This is a genomic window from Prevotella nigrescens, from assembly GCF_031191185.1.
GTDB lineage: Bacteria > Bacteroidota > Bacteroidia > Bacteroidales > Bacteroidaceae > Prevotella > Prevotella nigrescens.
On sequence record NZ_CP133465.1, the window covers coordinates 728,625 to 753,240 of the forward strand.

The 24,616-nt window shown below is 43.6% G+C and carries 14 protein-coding genes, 2 tRNA genes, 3 rRNA genes and 2 pseudogenes; 17 read left to right on the forward strand and 4 right to left on the reverse strand.

What is annotated here, in order from left to right:
• The first annotated feature begins 3 nt into the window (after positions 1-3).
• The 7 genes from RDV52_RS05145 (at position 4) to rrf (ending at position 9,013) form a co-directional block, all read left to right on the forward strand.
• Positions 4-1,545 carry a YifB family Mg chelatase-like AAA ATPase gene (locus tag RDV52_RS05145; protein WP_004366686.1) on the forward strand — a complete coding sequence of 514 codons (1,542 nt, stop codon included), beginning with the start codon at positions 4-6 and terminating at the stop codon, positions 1,543-1,545.
• 117 nt (positions 1,546-1,662) lie between these two features.
• Complete coding sequence (locus RDV52_RS05150; RefSeq protein ID WP_004366685.1) at positions 1,663-3,324, forward strand: putative transporter; 1,662 nt, start codon at positions 1,663-1,665, stop codon at positions 3,322-3,324.
• A gap of 508 nt (positions 3,325-3,832) precedes the next feature.
• Positions 3,833-5,364, forward strand: a 16S ribosomal RNA gene (locus RDV52_RS05155).
• Between the two features lie 156 nt (positions 5,365-5,520).
• Positions 5,521-5,594: transfer RNA gene (locus RDV52_RS05160), tRNA-Ile, on the forward strand.
• 21 nt (positions 5,595-5,615) lie between these two features.
• Positions 5,616-5,689: transfer RNA gene (locus RDV52_RS05165), tRNA-Ala, on the forward strand.
• A 200-nt stretch (positions 5,690-5,889) separates the two neighbouring features.
• Positions 5,890-8,794, forward strand: a 23S ribosomal RNA gene (locus RDV52_RS05170).
• A 106-nt stretch (positions 8,795-8,900) separates the two neighbouring features.
• Positions 8,901-9,013 (forward strand): 5S ribosomal RNA (gene rrf / locus RDV52_RS05175).
• The 16S, 23S and 5S rRNA genes sit together here with 2 tRNA genes alongside, the layout of an rRNA operon.
• Before the next feature lie 370 nt (positions 9,014-9,383).
• Here rrf and RDV52_RS05180 read toward each other — a convergent pair.
• Positions 9,384-9,838, reverse strand: a pseudogene (locus RDV52_RS05180) (IS256 family transposase); the annotation flags it as partial.
• Between the two features lie 190 nt (positions 9,839-10,028).
• Between RDV52_RS05180 and RDV52_RS05185 the strand changes: the two are divergent.
• The 10 genes from RDV52_RS05185 to RDV52_RS05230 all read left to right on the forward strand — a co-directional run bounded on the left by RDV52_RS05185 (position 10,029) and on the right by RDV52_RS05230 (position 20,980).
• Positions 10,029-10,577: a hypothetical protein gene (locus tag RDV52_RS05185; protein ID WP_223381161.1), complete on the forward strand. Its 549-nt coding sequence runs from the start codon at positions 10,029-10,031 to the stop codon at positions 10,575-10,577.
• 14 nt (positions 10,578-10,591) lie between these two features.
• On the forward strand, positions 10,592-11,149 hold the full coding sequence (locus tag RDV52_RS05190; RefSeq protein WP_004366681.1) for a cob(I)yrinic acid a,c-diamide adenosyltransferase: 558 nt from the start codon (positions 10,592-10,594) through the stop codon (positions 11,147-11,149).
• 57 nt (positions 11,150-11,206) lie between these two features.
• Entirely contained in the window at positions 11,207-11,428 is a 222-nt protein-coding gene (locus RDV52_RS05195) for a DUF2795 domain-containing protein (RefSeq protein WP_004362633.1), read from the forward strand.
• Positions 11,429-11,606: 178 nt separating this feature from the next.
• On the forward strand, positions 11,607-12,545 hold the full coding sequence (locus RDV52_RS05200) for a PorP/SprF family type IX secretion system membrane protein (protein ID WP_088399043.1): 939 nt from the start codon (positions 11,607-11,609) through the stop codon (positions 12,543-12,545).
• Positions 12,546-12,554: 9 nt separating this feature from the next.
• Positions 12,555-14,039: a T9SS ring complex lipoprotein PorK/GldK gene (gene porK, locus RDV52_RS05205; RefSeq protein WP_004366680.1), complete on the forward strand. Its 1,485-nt coding sequence runs from the start codon at positions 12,555-12,557 to the stop codon at positions 14,037-14,039.
• An 8-nt stretch (positions 14,040-14,047) separates the two neighbouring features.
• Complete coding sequence (porL, locus tag RDV52_RS05210; RefSeq protein WP_004362630.1) at positions 14,048-14,848, forward strand: type IX secretion system motor protein PorL/GldL; 801 nt, start codon at positions 14,048-14,050, stop codon at positions 14,846-14,848.
• 111 nt (positions 14,849-14,959) lie between these two features.
• Complete coding sequence (porM, locus tag RDV52_RS05215) at positions 14,960-16,549, forward strand: type IX secretion system motor protein PorM/GldM (protein ID WP_004366679.1); 1,590 nt, start codon at positions 14,960-14,962, stop codon at positions 16,547-16,549.
• A gap of 74 nt (positions 16,550-16,623) precedes the next feature.
• Complete coding sequence (porN, locus tag RDV52_RS05220; protein ID WP_004366678.1) at positions 16,624-17,670, forward strand: type IX secretion system ring subunit PorN/GldN; 1,047 nt, start codon at positions 16,624-16,626, stop codon at positions 17,668-17,670.
• A 93-nt stretch (positions 17,671-17,763) separates the two neighbouring features.
• Positions 17,764-18,399: a porin family protein gene (locus RDV52_RS05225; protein WP_004366677.1), complete on the forward strand. Its 636-nt coding sequence runs from the start codon at positions 17,764-17,766 to the stop codon at positions 18,397-18,399.
• A gap of 589 nt (positions 18,400-18,988) precedes the next feature.
• Complete coding sequence (locus RDV52_RS05230) at positions 18,989-20,980, forward strand: helix-hairpin-helix domain-containing protein (RefSeq protein ID WP_004366676.1); 1,992 nt, start codon at positions 18,989-18,991, stop codon at positions 20,978-20,980.
• On the opposite strand, the pseudogene RDV52_RS11250 reads toward RDV52_RS05230, so the two are convergent.
• The 3 genes and pseudogenes from RDV52_RS11250 to RDV52_RS05240 all read right to left on the reverse strand — a co-directional run.
• A pseudogene (locus tag RDV52_RS11250) lies at positions 20,981-21,128 on the reverse strand (IS256 family transposase); the annotation flags it as partial.
• Positions 21,077-21,247, reverse strand: a complete 171-nt coding sequence (locus RDV52_RS05235; RefSeq protein ID WP_004366675.1) for a hypothetical protein — start codon at positions 21,245-21,247, stop codon at positions 21,077-21,079. The gene RDV52_RS05235 and the pseudogene RDV52_RS11250, both read right to left, overlap by 52 nt.
• A gap of 144 nt (positions 21,248-21,391) precedes the next feature.
• Positions 21,392-24,586 carry a S41 family peptidase gene (locus tag RDV52_RS05240; protein ID WP_004366674.1) on the reverse strand — a complete coding sequence of 1,065 codons (3,195 nt, stop codon included), beginning with the start codon at positions 24,584-24,586 and terminating at the stop codon, positions 21,392-21,394.
• Between the last annotated feature and the right edge of the window lie 30 nt (positions 24,587-24,616).

The window sequence follows — 24,616 nt, forward strand, 5'->3', positions numbered from 1 at the left end:
TAAATGCTTGTAAAAACATATTGTGCTGCTGTAAACGGTATGGAAGTTACAATGGTTACAGTGGAAGTTTGCATAACAAGAGGGGTGATGTTTCATCTCACGGGATTGGCTGACGTGGCTGTAAAAGAAAGTCATGACCGTATTGCTGCGGCATTGCTGAACAACGGATATTCATTTCCTGTTGCCGACATAACCGCCAATCTTGCACCGGCAGACCTTCGAAAGGAAGGCTCCAGTTTCGATTTACCTCTCGCAATTGCTATTCTTGGTGCAACCGAAAAAATAAAATCAGAACATCTTGGCGAATACATGCTTGTGGGAGAATTAAGTCTTGACGGTACATTGCAATCCATTAAAGGAGCATTGCCAATAGCAATCAAGGCGCGGGCAGAAAAGTTTAAGGGATTAATTGTACCAAAAGTAAACGAACACGAAGCAGCTGTAGTTGACACGCTCGAAGTTTACGGTATGGAGAACATTGGTGAAGTCATCAGCTTTCTTAACGATGCTTGTACGAAAACACCTTGCGAAGTAGACACTCGTAAGGAATTTTATGAGAACCAGTACACGAGTGACCTGGATTTTGCCGACGTTCGTGGCCAGGAGAACGTAAAGCGAGCATTAGAGGTGGCTGCCGCAGGTTCGCACAACGTTATTATGATTGGACCGCCAGGTAGCGGAAAGAGTATGATGGCGAAGCGGCTTCCTTCTATACTGCCACCCTTGGCTCTTTCAGAAAGTCTGGAAACAACGCAAATCCACTCCATTGCTGGAAAATTAAGGAAGAATACGGGACTGATAACACAACGACCGTTTCGTAGTCCGCACCATACTATCTCTGAGATTGCTTTAGTTGGCGGTGGAACAAACCCAATGCCAGGCGAAATAACCTTAGCGCATAATGGTGTTTTATTCTGTGACGAGCTACCAGAATTCAGCAAACATACGCTTGAAGTATTGCGGCAACCGTTAGAAGACCGAGCTATCACCATTTCAAGAGCTAAATACACGGTTACATATCCTTGCAGTTTTATGTTTGTAGCAAGTATGAATCCTTGCCCTTGTGGCTATTATGGTGATATTACACACCATTGTGTGTGCACGCCAGGGCAGATACAACGTTACCTTTCTAAAATATCTGGTCCGTTACTCGACCGTATTGATATACAATGCGAAATATCTCCGCTCCCATTCAAAGACTTATCAAAAGCAGAACAAGGCGAGTCGAGTGCCAATATACGCGAACGTGTGTTGCGAGCACGCCATATTCAGACAGAAAGATTTAAGAATTATCCAAACATTCATTGCAATGCGCAAATGTCGGAACGTATGATTCATGAGTTTGTTGAGCCCGATGAGCAATCGCTCGAAATACTTAGGAAAGCTATGGAAAACCTTAAGCTCTCGGCACGTGCCTATAACCGTATCCTGAAAGTAGCACGAACAATAGCCGACCTCGAAGCTTTGCCCAAGGTACAAGTACACCATATTGCAGAGGCTATTGGCTACAGAAGTCTTGATCGAGGGGACTGGGGAGAAAGATAATATAGTTTTATTTTGCTATTTTCTTAGTTTACAGTACCTTTGCACTTGAAATATCAATAGAATGCGTAAGAAACAAATCACATTAAACTACTAAGAATAGCTTAAGAAGATAGTAAGATGGATTGGATAAACGGACTTTTCAACATTCACTCTGCACTCCAAGGTGTAATTATAGTTTCGCTTGTGTGTGCTGCTGGACTTGCTTTAGGCAAAATAAAGTTTGGTGGAGTATCTTTAGGAGTGGCATTTGTATTTTTCATAGGCATTGCCGTGGGTAACTTTGGTTTTAATATGGACGCTCAGATGCTAAACTATTGCGAAACATTTGGGCTGGTATTGTTCGTATATACGTTAGGATTGCACGTTGGTCCTAACTTTTTTAGTTCTCTGTTACATGAAGGAAAAGCATTAAACATGTGGTCTTTGGCCGTTATTCTGTTAGGAACAGTTATGGCTGTCGCACTAACATACGCACTTAACGTGCCTATGAGCGACATGGTTGGTATTCTTAGCGGTGCAACAACGAACACGCCAGCTCTCGGTGCAGCACAACAAGCCTTAGAGCACATGGGGGTGAACAGTAGTCGTGCAGCTCTTGCAACGGCTGTAACCTATCCGCTTGGTGTGGTTGGCGTTATTTTCGCTATGATTTTATTGCGGAAGTTCTTTGTAAAGCCCGACGATTTAGAATTAAAAGGTACTGATGAAGAAAATCATACATACGTTGGGCAATACGTTGTGGTTAATCCTGCCATCATCGGCAAGACTATTGCAGAGATTTCTCAGGATACTCACACCAAATTTATTATCTCTCGTATCTGGCGCGACGAAGAAGTCATACTTCCACAAGGTTCTACTGTGTTAGAAAATCACGATAATCTGCTTGTTATAGCCAACAAGGACGATGTTGCAAGTATGGAGATTTTGTTTGGTCAGACCGTCCGTCGTGATTGGAACAAAGAACAAATAGATTGGAATAAGATAGATTCGAATGTTGAAAGTCGCATTATTGTGCTTACAAAGAGCGAACTCAATGGCAAACTGCTCGGTCAACTACGTTTGCGCGATATGTATAATGTAAATGTTAGCCGTGTGGTGCGTGGAGATATCAAGCTGCTTGCCACTGAAGATTTGCGCCTGCGCTATGGCGATCATCTTACTATTGTCGGAACACCGCGAGACATAGATCACGCTGAACATTTCTTAGGTAACTCTGTAAAAACACTGAATGAACCTAACCTTGGCAATATTTTCCTCGGAATGATACTTGGTCTTGCTATCGGGACTATTCCTATCAACCTTCCAGGTATGGAATCTCCCATTCGCTTGGGCATTGCTGGAGGACCAATTATTATGGGAATATTGGTTGGAACATTTGCTCCACGTTTCCACATGGTGTCCTATACCACTCGCAGCGCATCGCTTATGCTACGCAAATTAGGACTATCACTCTATTTAGCTTGTATCGGTTTAGATGCCGGTAGAGGATTTTTAGATACAGTATTCCGTCCCGAAGGTCTAATGTGGGTTGGATTAGGCTTCTTGCTTACAGTGTTGCCAATTTTTATTATAGCACTTATAGCCTTACGAACAAAAAAATATGACTTTGGCTCTATTTGCGGAATACTTTGCGGTGCAATGGCAAACCCAATGGCGCTGGTTTATGCCAATGACACAACTAAAGGCGAGACTTCTAATATTAGTTACGCCACAGTCTATCCGTTAGGAATGTTTATTCGCGTCATCATAGCCCAAGTACTTGTAATGTTCTTTGTGTAAGGTATGATATGTGGTACATTATAATCAACTAATTTCATTACTAAATGCAATGGTAAAATCAGAAATCTGTCTCTCTCGTTTCAGATATCTGGCACTTTCGTCTTAGATATGTAAATAAATTACTTTATAATATAATAAGGTGTATCCTATCAGTCTTACATAGCTTTACCCATTTAGAAGAGCTATTTTGCAAAAAAGTCATTTTTTTCTGCGAAAAGTTTGGTTGTTATTATTTTTTGTCCTACCTTTGCACTCGCTTTTACGGCCGGCACGTTTGTCGTGCTGTCGTTGGGCATCGTTCTTTGATAGGATTTACATGGACAGAGAAGTAGTACGAGAAGCGTCTGCCGCTCCTTGCGGGACGGCAGATGGGTAAAAGAAACGACCTGGTCATTTTTTTTAGGTGCATGAACTTGATGCCAATTGATAATTGGTCCCGGGCAGATTACGGGACGGGGCATTCCGATGGCCTTCGTGCCATTCGTGTTCCCGTTCCATGGGATATTTTACAATGGAGAGTTTGATCCTGGCTCAGGATGAACGCTGGCTACAGGCTTAACACATGCAAGTCGTGGGGAAACGGCATTATGTGCTTGCACATTCTGGACGTCGACCGGCGCACGGGTGAGTATCGCGTATCCAACCTGCCCCTTACTTGGGGATACCCCGTTGAAAGACGGCCTAATACCCGATGTGTTTCATTGACGGCATCCGATATGAAACAAAGGTTTTCCGGTAAGGGATGGGGATGCGTCTGATTAGCTTGTTGGCGGGGCAACGGCCCACCAAGGCGACGATCAGTAGGGGTTCTGAGAGGAAGGTCCCCCACATTGGAACTGAGACACGGTCCAAACTCCTACGGGAGGCAGCAGTGAGGAATATTGGTCAATGGACGCAAGTCTGAACCAGCCAAGTAGCGTGCAGGATGACGGCCCTATGGGTTGTAAACTGCTTTTATGTGGGAATAAAGTGGCGCACGTGTGCGCCATTGCATGTACCTCATGAATAAGGACCGGCTAATTCCGTGCCAGCAGCCGCGGTAATACGGAAGGTCCGGGCGTTATCCGGATTTATTGGGTTTAAAGGGAGTGTAGGCGGTCTGTTAAGCGTGTTGTGAAATTTAGGTGCTCAACATTTAACTTGCAGCGCGAACTGTCAGACTTGAGTACACGCAGCGCAGGCGGAATTCATGGTGTAGCGGTGAAATGCTTAGATATCATGAGGAACTCCGATCGCGAAGGCAGCCTGCGGGAGTGTTACTGACGCTTAAGCTCGAAGGTGCGGGTATCGAACAGGATTAGATACCCTGGTAGTCCGCACTGTAAACGATGGATGCCCGCCGTTGGCGCCCTGCGCCTGCGGCCAAGCGAAAGCATTAAGCATCCCACCTGGGGAGTACGCCGGCAACGGTGAAACTCAAAGGAATTGACGGGGGCCCGCACAAGCGGAGGAACATGTGGTTTAATTCGATGATACGCGAGGAACCTTACCCGGGCTTGAATTGCAGTCGCTGCCCACAGAGACGTGGGCTTCCCTTCGGGGCGTCTGTGAAGGTGCTGCATGGTTGTCGTCAGCTCGTGCCGTGAGGTGTCGGCTTAAGTGCCATAACGAGCGCAACCCCCTTTCCCAGTTGCCATCGGGTGATGCCGGGCACTCTGGGGACACTGCCACCGCAAGGTGCGAGGAAGGTGGGGATGACGTCAAATCAGCACGGCCCTTACGTCCGGGGCTACACACGTGTTACAATGGCCGGTACAGAGGGACGGTGTAATGCAAGTTGCATCCAATCTTGAAATCCGGTCCCAGTTCGGACTGGGGTCTGCAACCCGACCCCACGAAGCTGGATTCGCTAGTAATCGCGCATCAGCCATGGCGCGGTGAATACGTTCCCGGGCCTTGTACACACCGCCCGTCAAGCCATGAAAGCCGGGGGTGCCTGAAGTTCGTGACCGCGAGGAGCGACCTAGGGCAAGACCGGTGATTGGGGCTAAGTCGTAACAAGGTAGCCGTACCGGAAGGTGCGGCTGGAACACCTCCTTTCTGGATGGGACTTTTACAGGCCGGCATTTTCTGCATGGCGCGTTGCGCCTGCAGCATGAACCGTCAGGAAGTTTCTCTTCTTGTGCTATCGTCTTTGTCCTGCAATATGGAAATGAAGGAAGCCAGGTGGAAGCCGCCCCGGCTCTTGCTCGACTCAGTCCTATAGCTCAGCTGGTTAGAGCGCCACACTGATAATGTGGAGGTCGGCAGTTCAAGTCTGCCTGGGACTACGCTTCTCTTAGTTTCTTTTCGGGGGATTAGCTCAGTTGGCTAGAGCACCTGCTTTGCAAGCAGGGGGTCAACGGTTCGAATCCGTTATTCTCCACCCGTCATGTTGCACCGTCCACAGCGTTGCATTTATGGCATCGTTCTTTGACATGTTGACACAGGCAAGACTGTAGATAAATTAGCTTCTTCCCTCTTTTCTGGGAAGCAAGCGCATAGATATCAAGATACAGCTGAAAGTATGAGCATGGGCATGCCGCATGGCCGTATGGCCATGTGTTCTTTTGCATGCCGCATGAATGGAAAGTAATGAAGGGCGCATGGCGGATGCCTTGGCTCACGGAGGCGATGAAGGACGTGTCAAGCTGCGATAAGCCCCGGGTAGATGCAAGCAATCTCTGATCCGGGGATTTCCGAATGGGACAACCCAGCACTCTGAAGGAGTGCTATCCTGTTTTTTGTTCAGGAGGCTAACGCAGGGAACTGAAACATCTTAGTACCTGCAGGAAAAGAAAATAACTTAATGATTCCCCCAGTAGTGGCGAGCGAACGGGGAGTAGCCCAAACCCGCTGCGTTTCAATGCGCGGCGGGGGTTGTAGGACCACGCCGTCGTACCCTGGTGTGAGGAGAATGTTCTGGAAAGTTCAACCGTAGCGGGTGACAGTCCCGTATCCGAAGCATGATGGGGCGTAGTGGTATCCTGAGTAGCGCGGAGCACGAGTAATTCTGCGTGAATCTGCCGGGCCCATCCGGCAAGGCTAAATACTCCCGTGAGACCGATAGTGTACCAGTACCGTGAGGGAAAGGTGAAAAGCACTCCGATTAGGAGAGTGAAACAGTTCCTGAAACCATGCGCCTACAAGCGGTCGGAGCATATTCCTGTATGTGACGGCGTGCCTTTTGCATAATGAACCTACGAGTTACCATGCCCAGCGAGGTTAAGGGGCTCAGCCCCGTATCCGCAGTGAAAGCGAGCCTGAAGAGGGCGTTCAGTTGGGTGGGGTAGACGCGAAACCAAGTGATCTACACTTGACCAGGTTGAAGTTCCGGTAACACGGAATGGAGGACCGCACGGATAAGCGTTGAAAAGCTTCCCGATGAGTTGAGTGTAGGAGTGAAAGGCCAATCAAACTTGGAGATAGCTCGTACTCCCCGAAAGGCATTTAGGTGCCGCGTGCGATGTTCTCCGTGAGAGGTAGAGCGACCGATAGGTCAAGAGGGCTTCACCGCCTGTCGCGACCTGACGAACTCCGAATGCTCACGGACCGTAGTCGTGCAGTAAGGGGGCGGGTGCTAAGGTCCGTCCCCGAGAGGAGAAGAATCCTGACCGTCGTCTAAGGTCCCGAAATTCTGTCTAAGTTAGTCTAACGAAGTCTGGTCCCGGTGACAGCTAGGATGTTGGCTTGGAAGCAGCCATTCATTCAAAGAGTGCGTAACAGCTCACTGGTCGAGGGTCCGGGCGTGGATAATAATCGGGTATGAAGTCAGATACCGAAGGCGCGGGATAGCATTGTATATATAAAGTATCGGTAGGGGAGCATTCCATGTGCGCAGAATGGTGATGGTGACAGATCCTGGAGCGCATGGAAAAGCAAATGTAGGTATGAGTAACGATAAAGGGGGTGAGATTCCCCCTCGCCGCAAGACTAAGGTTTCCCGGGCGATGCCAGTCAGCCCGGGGTCAGTCGGGTCCTAAGTCCCAGCCGAACGGCGAAGGCGATGGCATACACGGTGAACATTCCGTGACTTGCCCATTCAGCGACGCGGAGACGGAGCAGTGACACTGTCGCGCCCTTACGGACATGGGCGTTGAAGGCTTTAGGCTGTGATGGGTGCAGGCAAATCCACACCCAGAGCTGATGGCCGATAGTACGGTCCTCCCCCCGGGGCGGACCGACAGCACAGGTAACCATACTTCCAAGAAAATCCGCTAAGCTCAATGTTTGGGCAACCCGTACCGCAAACGGACACACGTAGTCGGGTAGAACATACTGAGGCGTTGAGAGATTCATGGTTAAGGAACTAGGCAAACTGACCCCGTAACCTCGGGATAAGGGGTCCTCGTTTTTTACGAGGCGCAGAGAATAGGTCCAGGCAACTGTTTAACAAAAACACAGGGCTGTGCAAACTCGCGAGATGACGTATACAGCCTGACACCTGCCCGGTGCCGGAAGGTTAAGAGGAGGGCTCAGACTTCGGTCGAAGGCCTGAATTGAAGCCCCGGTAAACGGCGGCCGTAACTATAACGGTCCTAAGGTAGCGAAATTCCTTGTCGGGTAAGTTCCGACCTGCACGAATGGTGTAATGATCCGGACGCTGTCTCAACCATGATCTCAGTGAAATTGTAGTATCGGTGAAGATGCCGATTACCCGCGATGGGACGAAAAGACCCCGTGAACCTTTACTGCAGCTTAGCACTGACCTTGGTCATCCGATGTGTAGGATAGGCCGGAGGCTTCGAAGCGCGCACGCCAGTGTTCGTGGAGCCATCCTTGAAATACGGCCCTTTGGCTGTCCGGGGTCTAACCCGCCGTTGCGGGGACACTGCTTGGTGGGCAGTTTGACTGGGGTGGTCGCCTCCAAAAGCGTAACGGAGGCTTCCAAAGGTGCCCTCGGGCCGATTGGTAACCGGCCTCATTGAGTGCAATGGCATAAGGGCGCTTGACTGGGAGGCAGACATGCCGAGCAGGCAGGAAACTGGGGCATAGTGATCCGGTGCACGTGTATGGAAACTGCATCGCTCAAAGGATAAAAGGTACTCCGGGGATAACAGGCTGATCCCCCCCAAGAGCTCATATCGACGGGGTGGTTTGGCACCTCGATGTCGGCTCGTCACATCCTGGGGCTGGAGAAGGTCCCAAGGGTTGGGCTGTTCGCCCATTAAAGTGGCACGCGAGCTGGGTTCAGAACGTCGTGAGACAGTTCGGTCTCTATCTATCGTGGGCGCTGGAGTTTTGCGTGGTTCCGCCACTAGTACGAGAGGACCGTGGTGGACAGACCTCCGGTCTGCCGGTTGTGCCGCCAGGTGCACCGCCGGGTAGCCGAGTCTGGCATGGATAAGCGCTGAAAGCATCTAAGCGCGAAGCCTTCCGCAAGATTAGAACTCCTCATTAGGGTCGTCACAGACGATGACGTCGATAGGGTGCAGGTGTATAGACGGCGACGTCACAGCCGAGCACTACTAATAGCCCGAAGCTTTCATTCCGCCTGCCCTTGCTTGCGGCAGTGTCTCTATGCCTTTAGAAACAGTTTCTCTTGCCCGTGTCACGGTCACCCTTACGGCGTGCATTCCGGCACGCCTGCGAATTTTTCGGGTGGTCATTGCGTCGGGGTTCCACCTCTTCCCATTCCGAACAGAGAAGTTAAGCCCGGTTGCGCCGATGGTACTGCAATGCAATGCGGGAGAGTAGGTAGCTGCCTTTTTTGATATGGGCCCTGATTACGGAAGTAGTCAGGGTCTTTTTGTTTTCCCTGGGATAAGTGTTCAGGCTCCTTGCGCCTGCATGGTTTTCGGGTGGGGGCTGTGTAAGGCAGGACGGATTTCCTTTCTTTGAATGAGAGGAATGAGGCAAGTGCCTTTCTTTAGGAATGGTCTTGTTATTTCATCAGCGTAAATAGTCGTCCCTTAAAATGTCCTATTATACCACGAGTGGAGTATGAACGTATGCTACTTATGGAGTGCGAAAGCGGTTTCAGACAAAATGGAACAACTCATAAATTCGTCGGACTTACGTTACCATACCATTTTAGGGGTATCATGCTATATTGAGGAAGCATGGAGCCGACTGGACACAGCTACTTTGTTCTTTGTTACCTTACGTACTTGTCTGTGGTAGCCTTCAACGGTGTTGGTGGTGTATATCGCTTACGTATCGCAGGTGTATACTGGAAGTGTTCCGTAAGACGTTCCCAGTTGTCACACCATGATTTTATGACGATGGGATACGTTTCTCCCCACTTGCTGTCGAGTATGTCCAACTGTGTTTCTGCAGTCTCTTTGCTAACGGCACCATATACTGTTTTAAGGTCACGGAGGAACTCCTTTTGATGCTTACTGCCAATGTGCTTGATAGAGTTGCGTATTTGATGGACAATACAGAGTTGGACACTTGTATCGGGGAATACGCTCTGTATGGCATCAGGGAAGCCTTTCAGACCATCAATGCAGCATATCAGTATATCCCGGACACCTCTGTTCTGAAGATCGCTTAGAACCTCTAAGCCGAAGTTAGCGCCTTCACTCTTGGAGAAATCTCATAGTGATATTTATATACCTAAAGATACCATCCTTTCTATTGCAAGAATTGTTATACTTTCAAAAAAGCAGTTTATATTTTCTGTATTCATTATTTTTGCGTAAGTTTGTAGCACTATTGTAATGATACAACGAAATATTCTGCCATATAAGCTAAAAGCCTTGTGTGTCTGGTTACAACGAATGAAATACATTCAAGGGTTTGGAATACAGTCGCCATCAGCTTTTTCGTTTGATAGGAAGGTGATAAACGACCACACTTCCTATCCAATTTATGCAGAAGTAAAGGAAGACGTTAATTTAAATTTGACAGAACGCAAGAAAGCTCGATTGTTGTATCGGATAAATCGCTTTGTCCAAGCCAATAAGTTTTGCTTTTGTCCTACAAAAATATCGCGCTACGAAGCGTATATAAAGGCAGCTTGCAGCACGACGTTGATACAAGCAGCTGATAAATGGGGCAAAATCGATGCGGAGACTACGCCCAACGATACAGATATTTATTTCCTTACAGCCTGCAAGCAAAGTAAAACATTCTACGAAAGATTACGAATAGCCATAAACGAACAAAGTTTTGTTATGGTAGACAATATAAAACAAACAGCAGAAGCAAAAGCTTTTTGGCAAGAAATAGTAGACGATGAACGTGTAAGTTTTTCGTTCGACCTATATTATATAGGTATTGCTTTTTTTGACAAGCGCCCTAAACAGAACTATATAATAAATTTCTAATAAAACAACACAATATGAGTAAGGTATATACAAAGACTGGCGATAAAGGAATAACCAGTTTGATTGGAGGAACGAAAGTGAAGAAGAGCGATATTCGTATTAATTCTTATGGAACAGTAGACGAATTAAACTCTTTCATAGGGCTACTTGTTACCTATATTGAGGAGCAAGAAACCATAGACCTGTTGACAGAAATGCAAAACGTCCTGTTTAATATAGGTTGCAATCTGGCTATGGGCGACAATTTTAAAAAGGAGCTAAAAGAATCGGTTGTAACCAATAAACTCATTGAAAATGTTGAAAAAGCCATCGACAGAATGCAGGCAGCGATTCCCGAACTTAAAAGTTTCGTTATACCTGGTGGTAGTCGTTCTGCAGCAATTGCTCATGTTTGCCGTACAGTTTGCAGACGTGCCGAACGATTAATTATAGCTTTAGACGAAACTTCGGAAGTAGACAAGAACCTGCTGGCATATATAAACCGACTGTCAGACTACTTTTTTATTCTTTCGCGTTATTTAAACAATATCGAAAAAGTTGCCGAAAAAATATGGCAAAACCCTTGCAAATAGAAAATAAAATAGTATTTTTGCACGCAAAATAAACTGAAATTTAAAATATGTAAGCCTATGTATTGGACATTGGAATTAGCATCGAAGCTGGAAGACGCACCATGGCCAGCAACAAAAGAGGAACTTATTGATTATGCTATTCGTTCAGGCTCTCCATTAGAAGTGTTAGAAAATCTTCAGGAAATAGAAGATGAGGGTGAAGTTTATGATAGCATTGAAGACATATGGCCCGATTATCCATCTAAAGACGACTTCTTGTGGAACGAAGATGAATATTAATTAGTAAACAAAAATAATCAGGACAGCTCACCATTATCAAATATATGGTGGGTTGTTTTTGTCTGTTACGTTTTGTAGTCTTGTTTTTAGACTCATACTATAAATTCTGCAAAGATAGTTTATAGAATATACCTTAATGGAAAATGCAATAATACAGAAAAACAATCGTTATACATACGTGTTTAAACGTTTAATATTCATAATAGGGATCTATATTTTCTCCAGTGCAATAGCATTGGCGCAGTACGATGTAGCTTTCAGTCATTACTGGGAAATGGAACCCTACTACAATCCTGCATCTGTTGGAAAAGAAAATCACCTAAACGTAGTAGGCGCATACGCCTTAGACTTTGCAGGCTATAAGAATAATCCACGAGTAATGTATGTTGGTGCAAGCATGCCTCTATATTTTATGAAGCAATATCACGGTGTAGGTGTATCGATACTGAACGACAAAATCGGTCTTTTTGCTCACCAGCGTGTTGCAGGACAATATGCTTTTCGCAAAAATATTTTTAAAGGAATGTTATCGGTAGGTGTACAATTAGGATTGCTATTAGAGAAATTCGACGGTTCGAAAATAGATGTGGAAGATGCTACCGACCCAGCTTTTGCACGAACAGAAGTAAATGGGCAGAGTTTGGATATGGGTTTCGGACTTTATTATATACATAATAATTGGTATGTAGGTGCATCTGTGCAACATCTTAATGCCCCACTTGTTGAATTAGGTGAGAAGAACGAACTGCAAATAGATAGAACCTATTATTTAACGGGCGGATACAATATAAAGTTAAGAAATCCGTTTCTTACTATACCAACTTCCGTTATGGCACGCTACGATGGAAATGGTTATCGGGCAGATATAACCGCACGATTAGTTTATACAAACGAGAAAAAAGAGCTGTATGGCGGACTCTCTTATAGTCCCGGGAATTCTGTAACAGCATACGTAGGAGGGAGCTTCCATGGAATAAACGTTGGTTACAGCTACGAAATGTACACAGGCTCTGCCGATTTCGGCAACGGTAGTCACGAATTAATTGTGAGCTATCAAACCGATATAAACCTGCAAAAGAAAGGAAGAAATAAACATAAAAGCGTAAGATTTCTATAGAAAACAAGAATGAAAATGAAGAAGAACATATTAAATCTTTGTCTTGGTATTATTATGCTTGGCACACTTTCTGGCTGCTTTGCCGGGAAATCGGCTTCAGTGCCAGGCAAAGGAGGCGAAGTTACAGGTGTTGGTAGGGGAAAATCGTTCCGCGAACCTACTCCTTATGGTATGACTTTGGTTAAAAGAGGCTGGCTAAAGATGGGACTTACCGACCAAGACAGTCTTTGGGGCAAAGCAACACCAGTGAAAGATATATCTGTAGATGGCTTTTGGATGGACGAAACAGAGGTTACAAACTCTAAATATAAACAATTTGTAGAATGGGTACGCGATTCTATTCTTCGAACTCGTCTTGCAGACCCTGCATACGGAGGCGATGAAACATATATGATAACTGAAGATAAAAACGGAAATCCTGTAACCCCACACCTAAATTGGAATAAACGACTACCACGTAAACCCAATGAAGACGAACAACGGGCTTTTGAGAGTTTATATACTATAAATCCAGCCACAGGTGAAAAAAATCTCGATGTAAAACAACTAAATTATCGTTACGAAATATACGATTATACTGCAGCGGCACTTCGTCGCAATCGCTTAAACCCATCAGAACGTAATTTAAATACAGATATAGAAGTAGATCCCAACGAAGTTGTTATGATTTCGAAAGATACTGCATATGTAGACGATGAGGGGAAAATACACAGAGAAACTATCAACCGCCCATTATCGGGAGCATGGGATTTTCTAAACACATATATTGTAAATGTGTATCCAGATACAACTTGCTGGGTAAACGACTTTAGAAATTCGGATAATGAAACCTATTTACGCAACTATTTCAGCAATGCGACATACAACGATTATCCGGTTGTTGGCGTTACATGGGAACAAGCAAATGCTTTCTGTGCATGGCGTACGGAATATTTACTGAAGGGCTTAGGGAAAGAAGCCCGTTTTGTTCAACGCTATCGTTTACCCACAGAGGCTGAATGGGAATATGCAGCACGTGGGAAAAATCAAGATGAATTTCCATGGGAAAACCAAGATGTAAAGAATGGTAATGGCTGTTTCTATGCAAATTTCAAACCAGATAGAGGCAACTATACAAAAGATGGAAACCTGATTACCAGTAGGGTGGGAATTTATAGTGCGAATTCAAATGGATTATACGATATGGCAGGTAATGTGGCAGAATGGACTGGTACAGTTTATACTGAAGCCGGAGTAAAGGCTATGAACGACCTAAATCCACAATTGGAATACAAGGCAGCAAAAGAAGATCCATATAGATTAAAGAAAAAAAGTGTGCGTGGTGGTAGTTGGAAAGACCCAGAAAGTTATATCCGCAGTGCATGGCGTACGTGGGAATATCAAAATCAGCCACGTAGTTACATCGGTTTCCGTTGTGTACGTAGCTTGGCAAGTTCTTCAAGCACAGCTGCAAAAGAGGCGAAGAAAAGTACAAAGAAAAGAAAAACAAAATAAAAAATACAATGACACAGTATAGCAAATACAATATTATATATCGTCTGCAAAAGTGGATTGATACAGTTGCAGGACAAACATTCCTAAACTACGGTTATAGCTGGGGAGCATCAATAGTCATTTTAGGTGCATTGTTTAAACTAACCCACCTTCCTGGAGCAAATATCTGGTTGTTTTTAGGTATGGGGACCGAAGTTATAGTGTTTTTCTTATCGGCTTTTGACCGTCCTTTCGACAAAACTGACGATGGAAAAGAAATACCTGTTCATTTTGAAGAGGACGAGGAAGATGGAGAAAGTGTTGAGACAAAAGCACAAGAAGCAGTATCTACAATGCACCAACCTATATCTTCTGTTAATTCTGTTGTAGAAGATATTGCTCGCCAGACAATTCCATCGGCGGATAAAATTGCAGCTGCAGTAGTTAATCAGCAAAGTCAAATTATAGCGAATGCAGAACAACAGACACCTGAGATGGTTGAGGCACAAACCAATTATGTTGATGCATTAAAGAGTTTGACCGAAATGTTAGGAAGAGTAAACGACCAAAGCCAACGTCTTACTCGCGATAGTGAAGAAATGGAAAATCTGAATAGAACCCTTACGGGCATTACTAAAGTTTACGAAATGCAATTGAAAGGCGCGAGCCAGCAGATTGGAACAATCGACCAGATTAACGACCAAACTCGGAAGATGGCACAACAAATTGAGCAACTTAACAAAGTATATGCACGAATGATAGAGGCAATGACCGTGAATATGCGTGTTGCATCGCCTAATGTTTCATCGCAATCTGTACCAGAAGAATGAAATTTAAAGTACGTCCAGATGTCTAAATCGTAAAATCTGTTTATGTCATCATAGCAAATAAGGTATGTAGATGCAGCAGACAAGCAGACATATTAATAGAAAGATATTTATATGGCAATTATAAAAAGAAAAGTTTCCCCACGCCAAAAGATGATTAACTTAATGTACGTCGTACTTATGGCAATGCTTGCATTGAATATTTCAACGGAAGTTTTAAATGGCTTTTCTATTGTTGAGGAAAGTTTAAATCGTACTACGGGAAACTCTTCTATGGAAAACAAGGCTATCTTTGATGAACTTGAGCAGATGATGCAAAAGAACCCGGAAAAGGTGAAAGCTTGGTTTGCAATGGCTTCAACCGTACGGAATATGAGTGATTCGTTGTTTAATTACGCCCAACAATTAAAGATAGACATTGTAAAAGAAGCTGATGGAAAAGATGGCGACCCACTGAACATTAAAAATAAAGAAAACCTTGAGGCCGCAGGAATTGTTATGTTGGCACCAGGAACAGGACAAGGACACAAACTTTTTGATGCTATAAATAGTTATCGAGAACGAATACTTCGCTTTGTTACCGACCCTTTACAGAAAAAAATTATAGCAAGCAATCTTTCTACAGTTGTTCCACACCATTCTTTAAATAAGAATTGGGAAGAATATATGTTCGAAAACATGCCAACATCGGCTGCTGTTACACTGCTTTCAAAGTTGCAAAGCGATATTCGTTATGCCGAAGGCGAAGTTCTACACACACTTGTTGCCAATGTTGGATTAAAAGATTTACGTGTTAATAAACTACAGGCCTTTGTTGTACCAAGTCAAACACGACTTTATCCAGGAGAAACACTCACGGCGCAAATGTTAATGGCTGCAATTGACTCTACTCAACAGCCACAAGTTTATGTAAACGGACAACTTGTTCATGGCAATAAAATTACACTTAAAGCAGGTGCACCAGGCAAACATACCATTAGTGGTTATATGTTAATAAAAGATCTTGCAGGAAACGTAATACGCCGGAATTTCGCACAAGACTATTGGGTAACTGGTGGACCAAAACCAGAAAGTTATATTAGTCCTGACGGAATGCAAAAGACACCAGCCTTTGAAGGTATGGCTACAATAGCTGCCGATTTAATGAACGTGCTCTATGCTGGTTTCGACAATCCGATAACCATCAGCATTCCAAATACAGGTCAGAACGAAATTCAGGCTTCTATGTCGGGTGGTTCGTTAGTTTCTCGTGGTGGAGGTAGGTTTGTTGCACGTCCGACATCGGTTGGTAACCCTGTAACTATATCCGTTTCTGCGAAAGGAAGAAAAATTGGCGAATATAAATTCCGTGTGCGCAGGTTGCCAGATCCTGCACCTTATATTGCAATGGGAGGAGACCGCTTTAAGAGTGGCAGTTTATCTAAGGCAGCTTTAATGTCGGCTTCTGGAATACATGCTGCAATTGACGACGGTCTGCTCGATATCCCATTTACAGTTACAAGTTTCCGCACTGTTTTCTTCGACAATATGGGTAATGCTGTTCCGTTGGCAAGCAATGGTTCGCAATTCTCCACACAACAAAAAGAACAGTTCCGCCATCTCAGCCGTAACAAGCGTTTCTATATAACAAATGTTATTGTACATGGTCCTGATGGAACCACCCGCACGCTTAACGGACGTAATATGGAAGTAATAGTGCAGTAAAAATAAAACGAGATTAATTATTAGTACAGCTCGGGCAGTAACCGCAGTCTGAACAATTATTAAAGATACAGAAAATGAAACGAATAATCTTGATAGTATGTGTTGCCACAGTTGCAATAAGTGCCTTTGCACAGCCTGCGCGTCGTAGAATACAACAGCAGGGCAGCCGTTCAAATGCGAATACCATTACAACGCGTGCGCAGATTTCATTCCCAACTTCCGCTCCAATGGAAGAAGATGTTGTCTGGCGTCGCGATATTTATCGCGAACTTAACCTTATGGAAGATGCCAATGCAGGGTTATATTATCCGACAGAACCCATTGGCTCGCAGATGAATTTATTTTGTTACATCTTCAAATTAATGATGATGGGACCTCGCAATGGTGGAATTAGTGCTTACGAATACCGAATGGATGGTAATGAAGTGTTTACAGATTCGGCACGCATAAAACCATTGCAGTTCTTAGACAATTATCATATTTATTACGAACGCACAGATCGTGGTATTCGTCTCGACAATAGTGATATTCCATCGGCTGAGGTGAAAGGTTATTACCTAAAAGAAAGTGCTTATTACGACCAAGGAACATCTACTTTCCATCGTAAAGTTATTGCACTTTGCCCAATAATGTATCGTGCCGACGATTTTGGCGATGGTGAAGTCAAGTACCCGCTTTTTTGGGTGAAATACGACGATTTGGCTCCTTTTCTCTCAAAGCAGACTATTATGACGAGCAATCTGAACAATGCTGCTACAATGAGCGTGGAAGATTACTTCACAATGAATTGCTATAAAGGAAAGATTTACAAAACTACAAATATGCTCGGTAGAACGCTTGCACAATATTGCACAACAGACTCTGCCATGACGAAAGAGCAAAAGAAGATAGAGAGCGAATTAAAAGAGTTCGAAGAGAATATCTTTGGCAATACACAGAAACGCGACAGCTTGGACAGCATTTCTGCAGCGAAAGGTAACACAAAAACTGTAAAAGCTCGTTCCCGCCGTACTCGTCGTAGTGCAGAAACTATTGTAACTCGTTCTTCTCGCCGTTCAAATTCTTCTGGAGGAACATCTAATGGCGCCGCCCGTGTTAGTGTGCGTCGTCAACGACATTAAGTAAAATGAATTTAATTATATTGAATTAATAGTTTCAGAGTCTTTGTAGTTTCTGCTATCCGAAACTACTCAGGCTTTTTTATATTTAAGATTATGAAAAAAGCAATCTCTTTGGCAATCCTTTCTATTGGATTGCTCATTTCAACATCGGCAAGTGCACAAGATGTTAAGTTTGGTATTAAAGGCGGTTTGAATGTAACTGATATGCGTCTTAGTACAGACCTCTTCAGCGAAACAAACCGTATGGGTGGATTTATAGGTCCTACTGTAAAATTTACTCTTCCTATTGTTGGCTTAGGAGTTGATGTTTCGGCGCTTTACGATTTCCGTGAGGCAAAGTTAAAAGACCCCTCAAAACAAGAAAAGGCAGTAAAACAACAGCAAATAGCAATTCCAGTAAACTTCCGTTATTCTATAGGTTTAGGCTCTATGGCCAATGCTTTTCTTTTTGCTGGTCCACAATGGGGAATAAATATAGGTGAAAAAGATTTTAGGTGGACGAAAGGAAGTAGCTATTCCTTAAAAAATAGCAACTTTAGTGTAAATGCTGGTCTTGGAATTACGTTAATGAACCATTTGCAAATTAGTGCAAACTATAATATAGCAATGGGAAAGACTGCTGATGTAAAGGTACTTGAAACGGTAGAAAATGCGGCAGGACAATTAATTGGTGTAAAGTCGAAAAGTAGAAATAACTCTTGGCAAATAGCCGTAGCTTATTTCTTTTAGGCGTTCGGTTTCAGTGTAATAAAAAATAATCTGGTGAGCACAACAAGTAGGCATATCTTTTTTTAATGCACAAGCCCCGACTTTCTCACCCTATCGCTTTGCTATGTTCTAAAGTTTTTCGGTTATGGAAGTCTGTACAGATTTTGTTTGCTTATCGGGCAGATTGCCTGTCATTCTTTCAAAAAATGGTAGGAAAAGCATTGTTATGAATATAAAATAATGTGAGTCCGGCGAATTGTCAATACACGAACTCATCGTTCTTCAAGCATCAGAATACCGATATTTACGGTATCAGGGGACAGCTGTGTTTATTTGTCCCGTAACGGCATTCGTCGTAACCCCGTTGCGACAACTGTCGTAACTCCGTTACGATTTTAGGGCTTATTCAGAAGAGGATTGTGCCGGTCTCAAATCACCTTGATACCATCGAATAAACATTAAAATAATAGATTAGTGGTCTAATGATCAGTCCAGGATTAATTTACTGTTGATTTATTTGCCGTTTTAGCAATTTTCTTATAACTTTGTGCTGCAATGTTCATCTGTGGTTGATGGATAAATGTACCAAACAACCTTTTAACTTTATAATATGAGAAACTGTATATTGGTGCTTATCTTTACCTTGTCTTGTTTTGCAGTGAATGCACAAGAACAACACGAGTGGCAACAACTTTACGACGAATTGATGACAGAAGAAGAACAGGAAGAACTAATGAATGAGGAAAATTACGTCCTGTTATGCAGCTTAAGTACTCAACCAATTGATTTGAACAAGGCTACTCGCGAAGATTTGGAACAATTGCCATTTCTTACTGCCAAGCAGGTGGAAGACATCTTGGCTTACATTTACCAATATCATGGTATGCGTTCGAAAGGAGAACTATTAATGATTGAGTCTCTCGATGCCACAAGGTGCAGATTGTTAAGCTATTTTGTAACGATAGGAACCGATGAGACGCTACACTTTCCCAAACCTTCTACCATTTTGAAACGTGGAAAGCACAATATTGTTTTTACGGCGAAAGTTCCTTTCTACGAACGCAAGGGCGATAAAAATGGATATTTAGGCTACCCTTACGCACATTCGGTGCGCTATAAATTCTCGTATTCCGATTATCTTCAGGCTGGTTTCGTTGGTGCACAAGATAGCGGCGAACCTTTTTTTGCAGACCAGAATACAATAGGGTACGATTATTATAGTTTTTATGCTGCCGTGCGCAAATTGGGCTGCATAAAAACGGCAGTCTTAGGACGATATAAAGTAAGGTTCGGACAAGGGCTTGTTATAAACAACGACTTTAGTTTCGGGAAAACTATGTTTCTTCTTTCGCAAGGACGTTCTTTTACAAATATCCGTCCACATTCTTCGCGAGCCCAAGCTGATTTCTTGCAAGGCGGAGCCGTCATGTTGACCTTGACTCGCAATATACTGCTAACGGCTTTTACATCTTATCGTAAGAACGATGCCACATTGAACGATGATGGAACTGTTCGGACACTGCTAAAATCGGGGTATCATAGAACACCTGCCGAAATGGAAAGGAAAAACAATATTTCGGAAACAGCGTTTGGAGGAAACCTACAATGGAACAACAATGGCTTTCATGTTGGGCTCACGGCACTGTATTCGCAATTCAACCGTCCGTTAAAACCAGATGTTGCACAAAAATATCGCGCTGATAATCCACAAGGCTACGGTTTCCTGAACATAGGTGCCAGCTATGGCTATATAAATTCGCGATGGAATATAAATGGCGAAACGGCAATAAGTGGAAATGGATCTTTTGCCACTTTAAATACGGTATCGTTCCAACCTTCACGGCAAGTTTCTTTTACTGCCATTCAACGATATTATGGTGCTAAATATTGGGCACTTCATGCCAATGCTTTTAGCGAAGGAGGACAAATGCGTAACGAGACTGGTTTCTTGCTGGGTGTAAATTGGACGATAAACAGGTTTCTTTCGGTGAATGCCCATTCTGACTATACTCACTTTCCGAAACCTCGCTATTTAGCTTCAGTGGCAAGTTGCTCTTTCGACAACTTCCTTTCGGCAATTTATACACGCAGGAATATTTCGTTTTTAATGCGCTATCGTTTTAAAATTCGCCAGAAAGATAATGCCGATCACAGCAGGCTGATGAACGAATATGCGCATCGGGCACGCCTTGCATTTAGTTTCTCGCAACTAAAATGGAACAGTAAAACACAGTTAGACCTTGCCTTTAATAGATATAAGACCAATAGCACAGGCTACATGCTGAGTGAATTTGTTTCGTGGCAACCGCTTTCGTGGTTAAAAATGTCAACCAATATTGGCTATTTCCATACTTCCGACTTTGCTTCACGCCTATATATACACGAACGCAGTTTGCCTTACAGCTTTAGTTTCCATGCCTTTTATGGAAAAGGGTTGAGAGGTTCCATTTTTGTTCGTACAAATCTGAATAAAAATCTGTCTACAATATTTAAGATAGGCAGTACCCATTATTTCGAGCGCAAACGGATTTCATCAGGATTACAGCAAACAGACAGTTGTACCCTATCCGAGATGGAAATTCAATTGCAATGGATAATTTAGTACCACTAAATCTGCTTGGGCAACTCCCCGCTCTTTTGACGCTTCAAATTCTTCTTTCCAGCACATAGCCCATTCTGTGGAATAATTACACCACACTTAACCTCTCTCTGCTTCCATCTTCCAATCTCCCTGAGATAGTATGGTAACGTGAGCCCGATGAATTTGATTTATGGGTTGTTTCATCTTGCCTGAAACCGCTTTCGCACCCCATAAGTGGAGCACGTTCATATCCCACTCGTGGGGTACAGTACCAATACAATTCATCATAGAAAGATAAAAAGGCTTTGGAAATAAATCCAAAACCTTTTCGTTTGCAGATAATGCATTAAGAGAAAATTAAGAAAACGATAGACTGCTTATATTTGCTTTATAGCCTGGCAATCTATGCATAATGTAGTTTCTCCTGCATCATTATTTCTTCATCATTTCGTGTACAGCTTTTTCTAACTGACGGTCGTAGCCGTTGATATAGTCGGCTGGTGTGTTATACACTTCAACGTCTGGATTGAGTTGTAGATTTTCGGCAAATCTACCGTTCATATCTTGGCAACCTACTTGTGGAATACCGAAAACCATGCCATTTATAAGTGTTTCCCACCAAACGGCGGTCATGGTTCCTGCTATTGGCGCACCAACAAGCTTACCAATACCAAGGTATTTATAAATTTGCGGGAAGCCCATTCCGTTGCTATAATCGTCTTCGCAAATTAATACGCACGATGGTTTGTTCCATTTGTTGAATGGGTCGTTACCAATATGCTTGCCATGAGGTATAAACTTTTGATACTCTTTTCCACTTAAAAGTGTGCAGAGGTCATCGTGCAGCCAGCCTCCGCCATTATGTCTTTCGTCTACAATTACGGCATCTTTCACACGGTTTTCTGCACTCAGCAGCTCGCTATATACTGTACGGAAGCTCGGACTGTTCATTCCTTTTACATGGACATAGGCTATTCGTCCTCCCGATATGCTATCGACAAAGGCACGATTACGGTCTACCCAGCGTTTGTACAGCAGTTCGTCCTGCATACCTTTACTGATAGCCTTCACAGTAACGTCGAAATGTTTTTTATTTGCAGGGTTATAAACCGAAACAATAACTCGCTTGCCTGCTTTTCCATCAAGTAAGTAGTTGTAGTCTTTACCTTTCAGTATAGGTTCTCCATCTATCTTTTCAATAATGCAACCTGCAGTTACACCTGTATTTCGCACAGTAAATGGTCCACGCTTAATAACTTCTTCTATTTTTAAGCCATCACCATCGTATGTGTCATCGTAGAAAAGTCCTAAAGTTGCCGTTGTCAGCGACGGACTGCTACCATAGTAACGGGCACCTGTATGCGAAGCATTCAGTTCGCCAAGTAATTCGCCGAGCATATCACGGAAGTCGTATTCATTATTTATATAAGGCAGGAAGCGTTGATAAATTTTGCGATAGCCTTCCCAGTCCACGCCGTGAATGTCTTCCACATAGAATTTATCTTTTACTTGTTGCCATACGTGGTCGAAAATGTATTCTCGTTCCTGATAAGGTTTATAATCGAAACGAGCTTCAAAGCCAACATTAGCACTCGATTGTTTAGAAAGGTCTATCTTCTTAATGCCATTACGAACACAAAGATAAAGATTTTTGAAGTCTTTGTCGGCTTCCAACGAGCCGCCTCCAACTTCTTTCATAACAATTTGTGTCTTATTTTCTTTCAAATCGTGTTTCCAAAGGTCGTAACCACCTTCGAAAGCAGCCTGATAGTATAGGACGTTTCCATTAGGACTCAATATGGCATCGCCCAGTCGAGAAGAATTTACAGTTAAGCGTACGATACGGTCGCGACAGTTTTCTAAATCGAATTGCAGCGGTTTTATCTTTTCTTTCTTGTTTTCTTCGTCTTTTGTTTCTTTGTCGTCCTTTTTCTTTTCCTTTTCTGCCTCATCAAACAATTCCTTTTCCTCTTTCGACATACGGAAATGGTCGTAAGCATCAAGGTCGAAGAACATCAAATAAGCGTCAGATTCTGCGCCCCAACTTCCATGACTTCTATAACCGGCACGGTCGCTGAAGAACAACATAGCCTTGCCTTTCAGTACCCATTTGGCACCGCTATCGTTATATCCGCTTTGTGTAAGGTTAAAAGGAGCTTTTTTGCCCGAAGCGTCTACAAGCGATATGTCTACGTTGTTCCAACCAGCATTGCCCATATAGGGAGTTAAGAGCCAACGGCTGTCCGGACTCCACGAAAACCATATATCGCCATCGCTGTAAGAATACAAATCTTTCCCATTGGTAGCTGTTGTTACATCTTTCGATTTAAGGTCTAAAACCTTTAACGATGCCCGGTTTTCATAGAAAGCCACCTTTTTTCCATCAGGACTATACTGTGGCATCTGCGATGTTTGGTTGGTATTTGTCAGACGTTCCTCTACTAATTCGGTTGCATAGGTAAAGTTTTTCTCTGCCTTGTTCTTAATTTTAGTTTCGTAAATCTGCCAAATTCCATTACGCTCCGAGCTATATACAATGCTTCTTCCGTCTGGAGCAAAGTCTATATCGCGTTCTTGTTCTGCAGTGTTTGTTATTTGTTTGGTTGTCTGATAGTCTAACGAGGTTACGTAAACATCACCATGCAATACAAATGCAATTTCTTTTCCCTTTGGCGAGAGCTTTATTTCGGTTGCGCCCGATGAACGTACCTGGCGTATAAGGTCCTTGTCTATTTTATCGGCAACAATATTTATTTCAACCTTCCTTGGTTGTTGCCCCTCGTTAAGCGTATATATCTCGCCATCGTAGCCGTAGCACATTGTACCATTGCTTGCTGCCGTAAGAAAACGTACGGGATTTTGTTTATGGAACGTAAGCTGTTTCTTGCCACTGCCATCAATGTTGCGTTTATAAACATTGAAAGTTCCGTCTTCTTCGCTTAAATAATAGTAAGCATTGTCGTTTGCAGCCCATACAGGCGTTCGGTCTTCCCCATTAAAGTCGGTAAGCTTGGTATAGTTTCCTTTGCTATAAAGCCAAATATCGCGTGTTACAGGCGAACGATGGTGTTTACGGAAATTGTCTTCGTAGCCTTTTACATCGTGATATAGAATATCGCCATTACTTCTTACGTTCGCATCGCACATAGTCATGGGCGAATATAGGCGAGGACGGCTTGCATTGACATCAACTTCGTAGGTTTGTGGGAATGTACCTGAAGCAAAGAATATAGATTTTGCGGTAGGCATAATAGCCGATGAAAACAAGATGTGGTCATTATCGGTAAACGCCATGGGTATTTCGCTGCCACTATTAGTAGTTAAACGCTTGGGAACGCCCCCATTTTTATCCATTAAATAGATATCCATACTACCTTCGCGTGTGGAAGCAAAAGCAATTTTTTGCCCATCGGGACTCCAGACGGGGTAAGCATCGTATGCTGGATTAGTAGTAAGTTGTTTTGCTGTTCCACCATTTACGGGAACCGAAAATATATCGCCTTTATACGAAAAGGCAATAGTTTGTCCGTCTGGCGCGATAGAACAGAAACGCAACCATAAAGGTGAACTGTCGGCAAAGCTGTTAAGCGAAAGGCCTAATAATGCAGCTGTTATAATTTTTTTCATTACGCTGGTATTTGTGTTATTATTTTAAAC

Excerpts from the sequence above, each read along its gene's own strand:
- RDV52_RS05145 (WP_004366686.1), top strand. The coding sequence starts at position 4 with ATGCTTGTAAAAACATATTGTGCTGCTGTAAACGGTATGGAAGTTACA.
- RDV52_RS05150 (WP_004366685.1), top strand. The coding sequence starts at position 1,663 with ATGGATTGGATAAACGGACTTTTCAACATTCACTCTGCACTCCAAGGT.
- RDV52_RS05185 (WP_223381161.1), top strand. The coding sequence starts at position 10,029 with ATGAAATACATTCAAGGGTTTGGAATACAGTCGCCATCAGCTTTTTCG.
- RDV52_RS05190 (WP_004366681.1), top strand. The coding sequence starts at position 10,592 with ATGAGTAAGGTATATACAAAGACTGGCGATAAAGGAATAACCAGTTTG.
- RDV52_RS05195 (WP_004362633.1), top strand. The coding sequence starts at position 11,207 with ATGTATTGGACATTGGAATTAGCATCGAAGCTGGAAGACGCACCATGG.
- porK (WP_004366680.1), top strand. The coding sequence starts at position 12,555 with ATGAAAATGAAGAAGAACATATTAAATCTTTGTCTTGGTATTATTATG.
- porL (WP_004362630.1), top strand. The coding sequence starts at position 14,048 with ATGACACAGTATAGCAAATACAATATTATATATCGTCTGCAAAAGTGG.
- porM (WP_004366679.1), top strand. The coding sequence starts at position 14,960 with ATGGCAATTATAAAAAGAAAAGTTTCCCCACGCCAAAAGATGATTAAC.
- porN (WP_004366678.1), top strand. The coding sequence starts at position 16,624 with ATGAAACGAATAATCTTGATAGTATGTGTTGCCACAGTTGCAATAAGT.
- RDV52_RS05225 (WP_004366677.1), top strand. The coding sequence starts at position 17,764 with ATGAAAAAAGCAATCTCTTTGGCAATCCTTTCTATTGGATTGCTCATT.
- RDV52_RS05230 (WP_004366676.1), top strand. The coding sequence starts at position 18,989 with ATGAGAAACTGTATATTGGTGCTTATCTTTACCTTGTCTTGTTTTGCA.
- RDV52_RS05235 (WP_004366675.1), bottom strand. The coding sequence starts at position 21,247 with ATGATGAATTGTATTGGTACTGTACCCCACGAGTGGGATATGAACGTG.
- RDV52_RS05240 (WP_004366674.1), bottom strand. The coding sequence starts at position 24,586 with ATGAAAAAAATTATAACAGCTGCATTATTAGGCCTTTCGCTTAACAGC.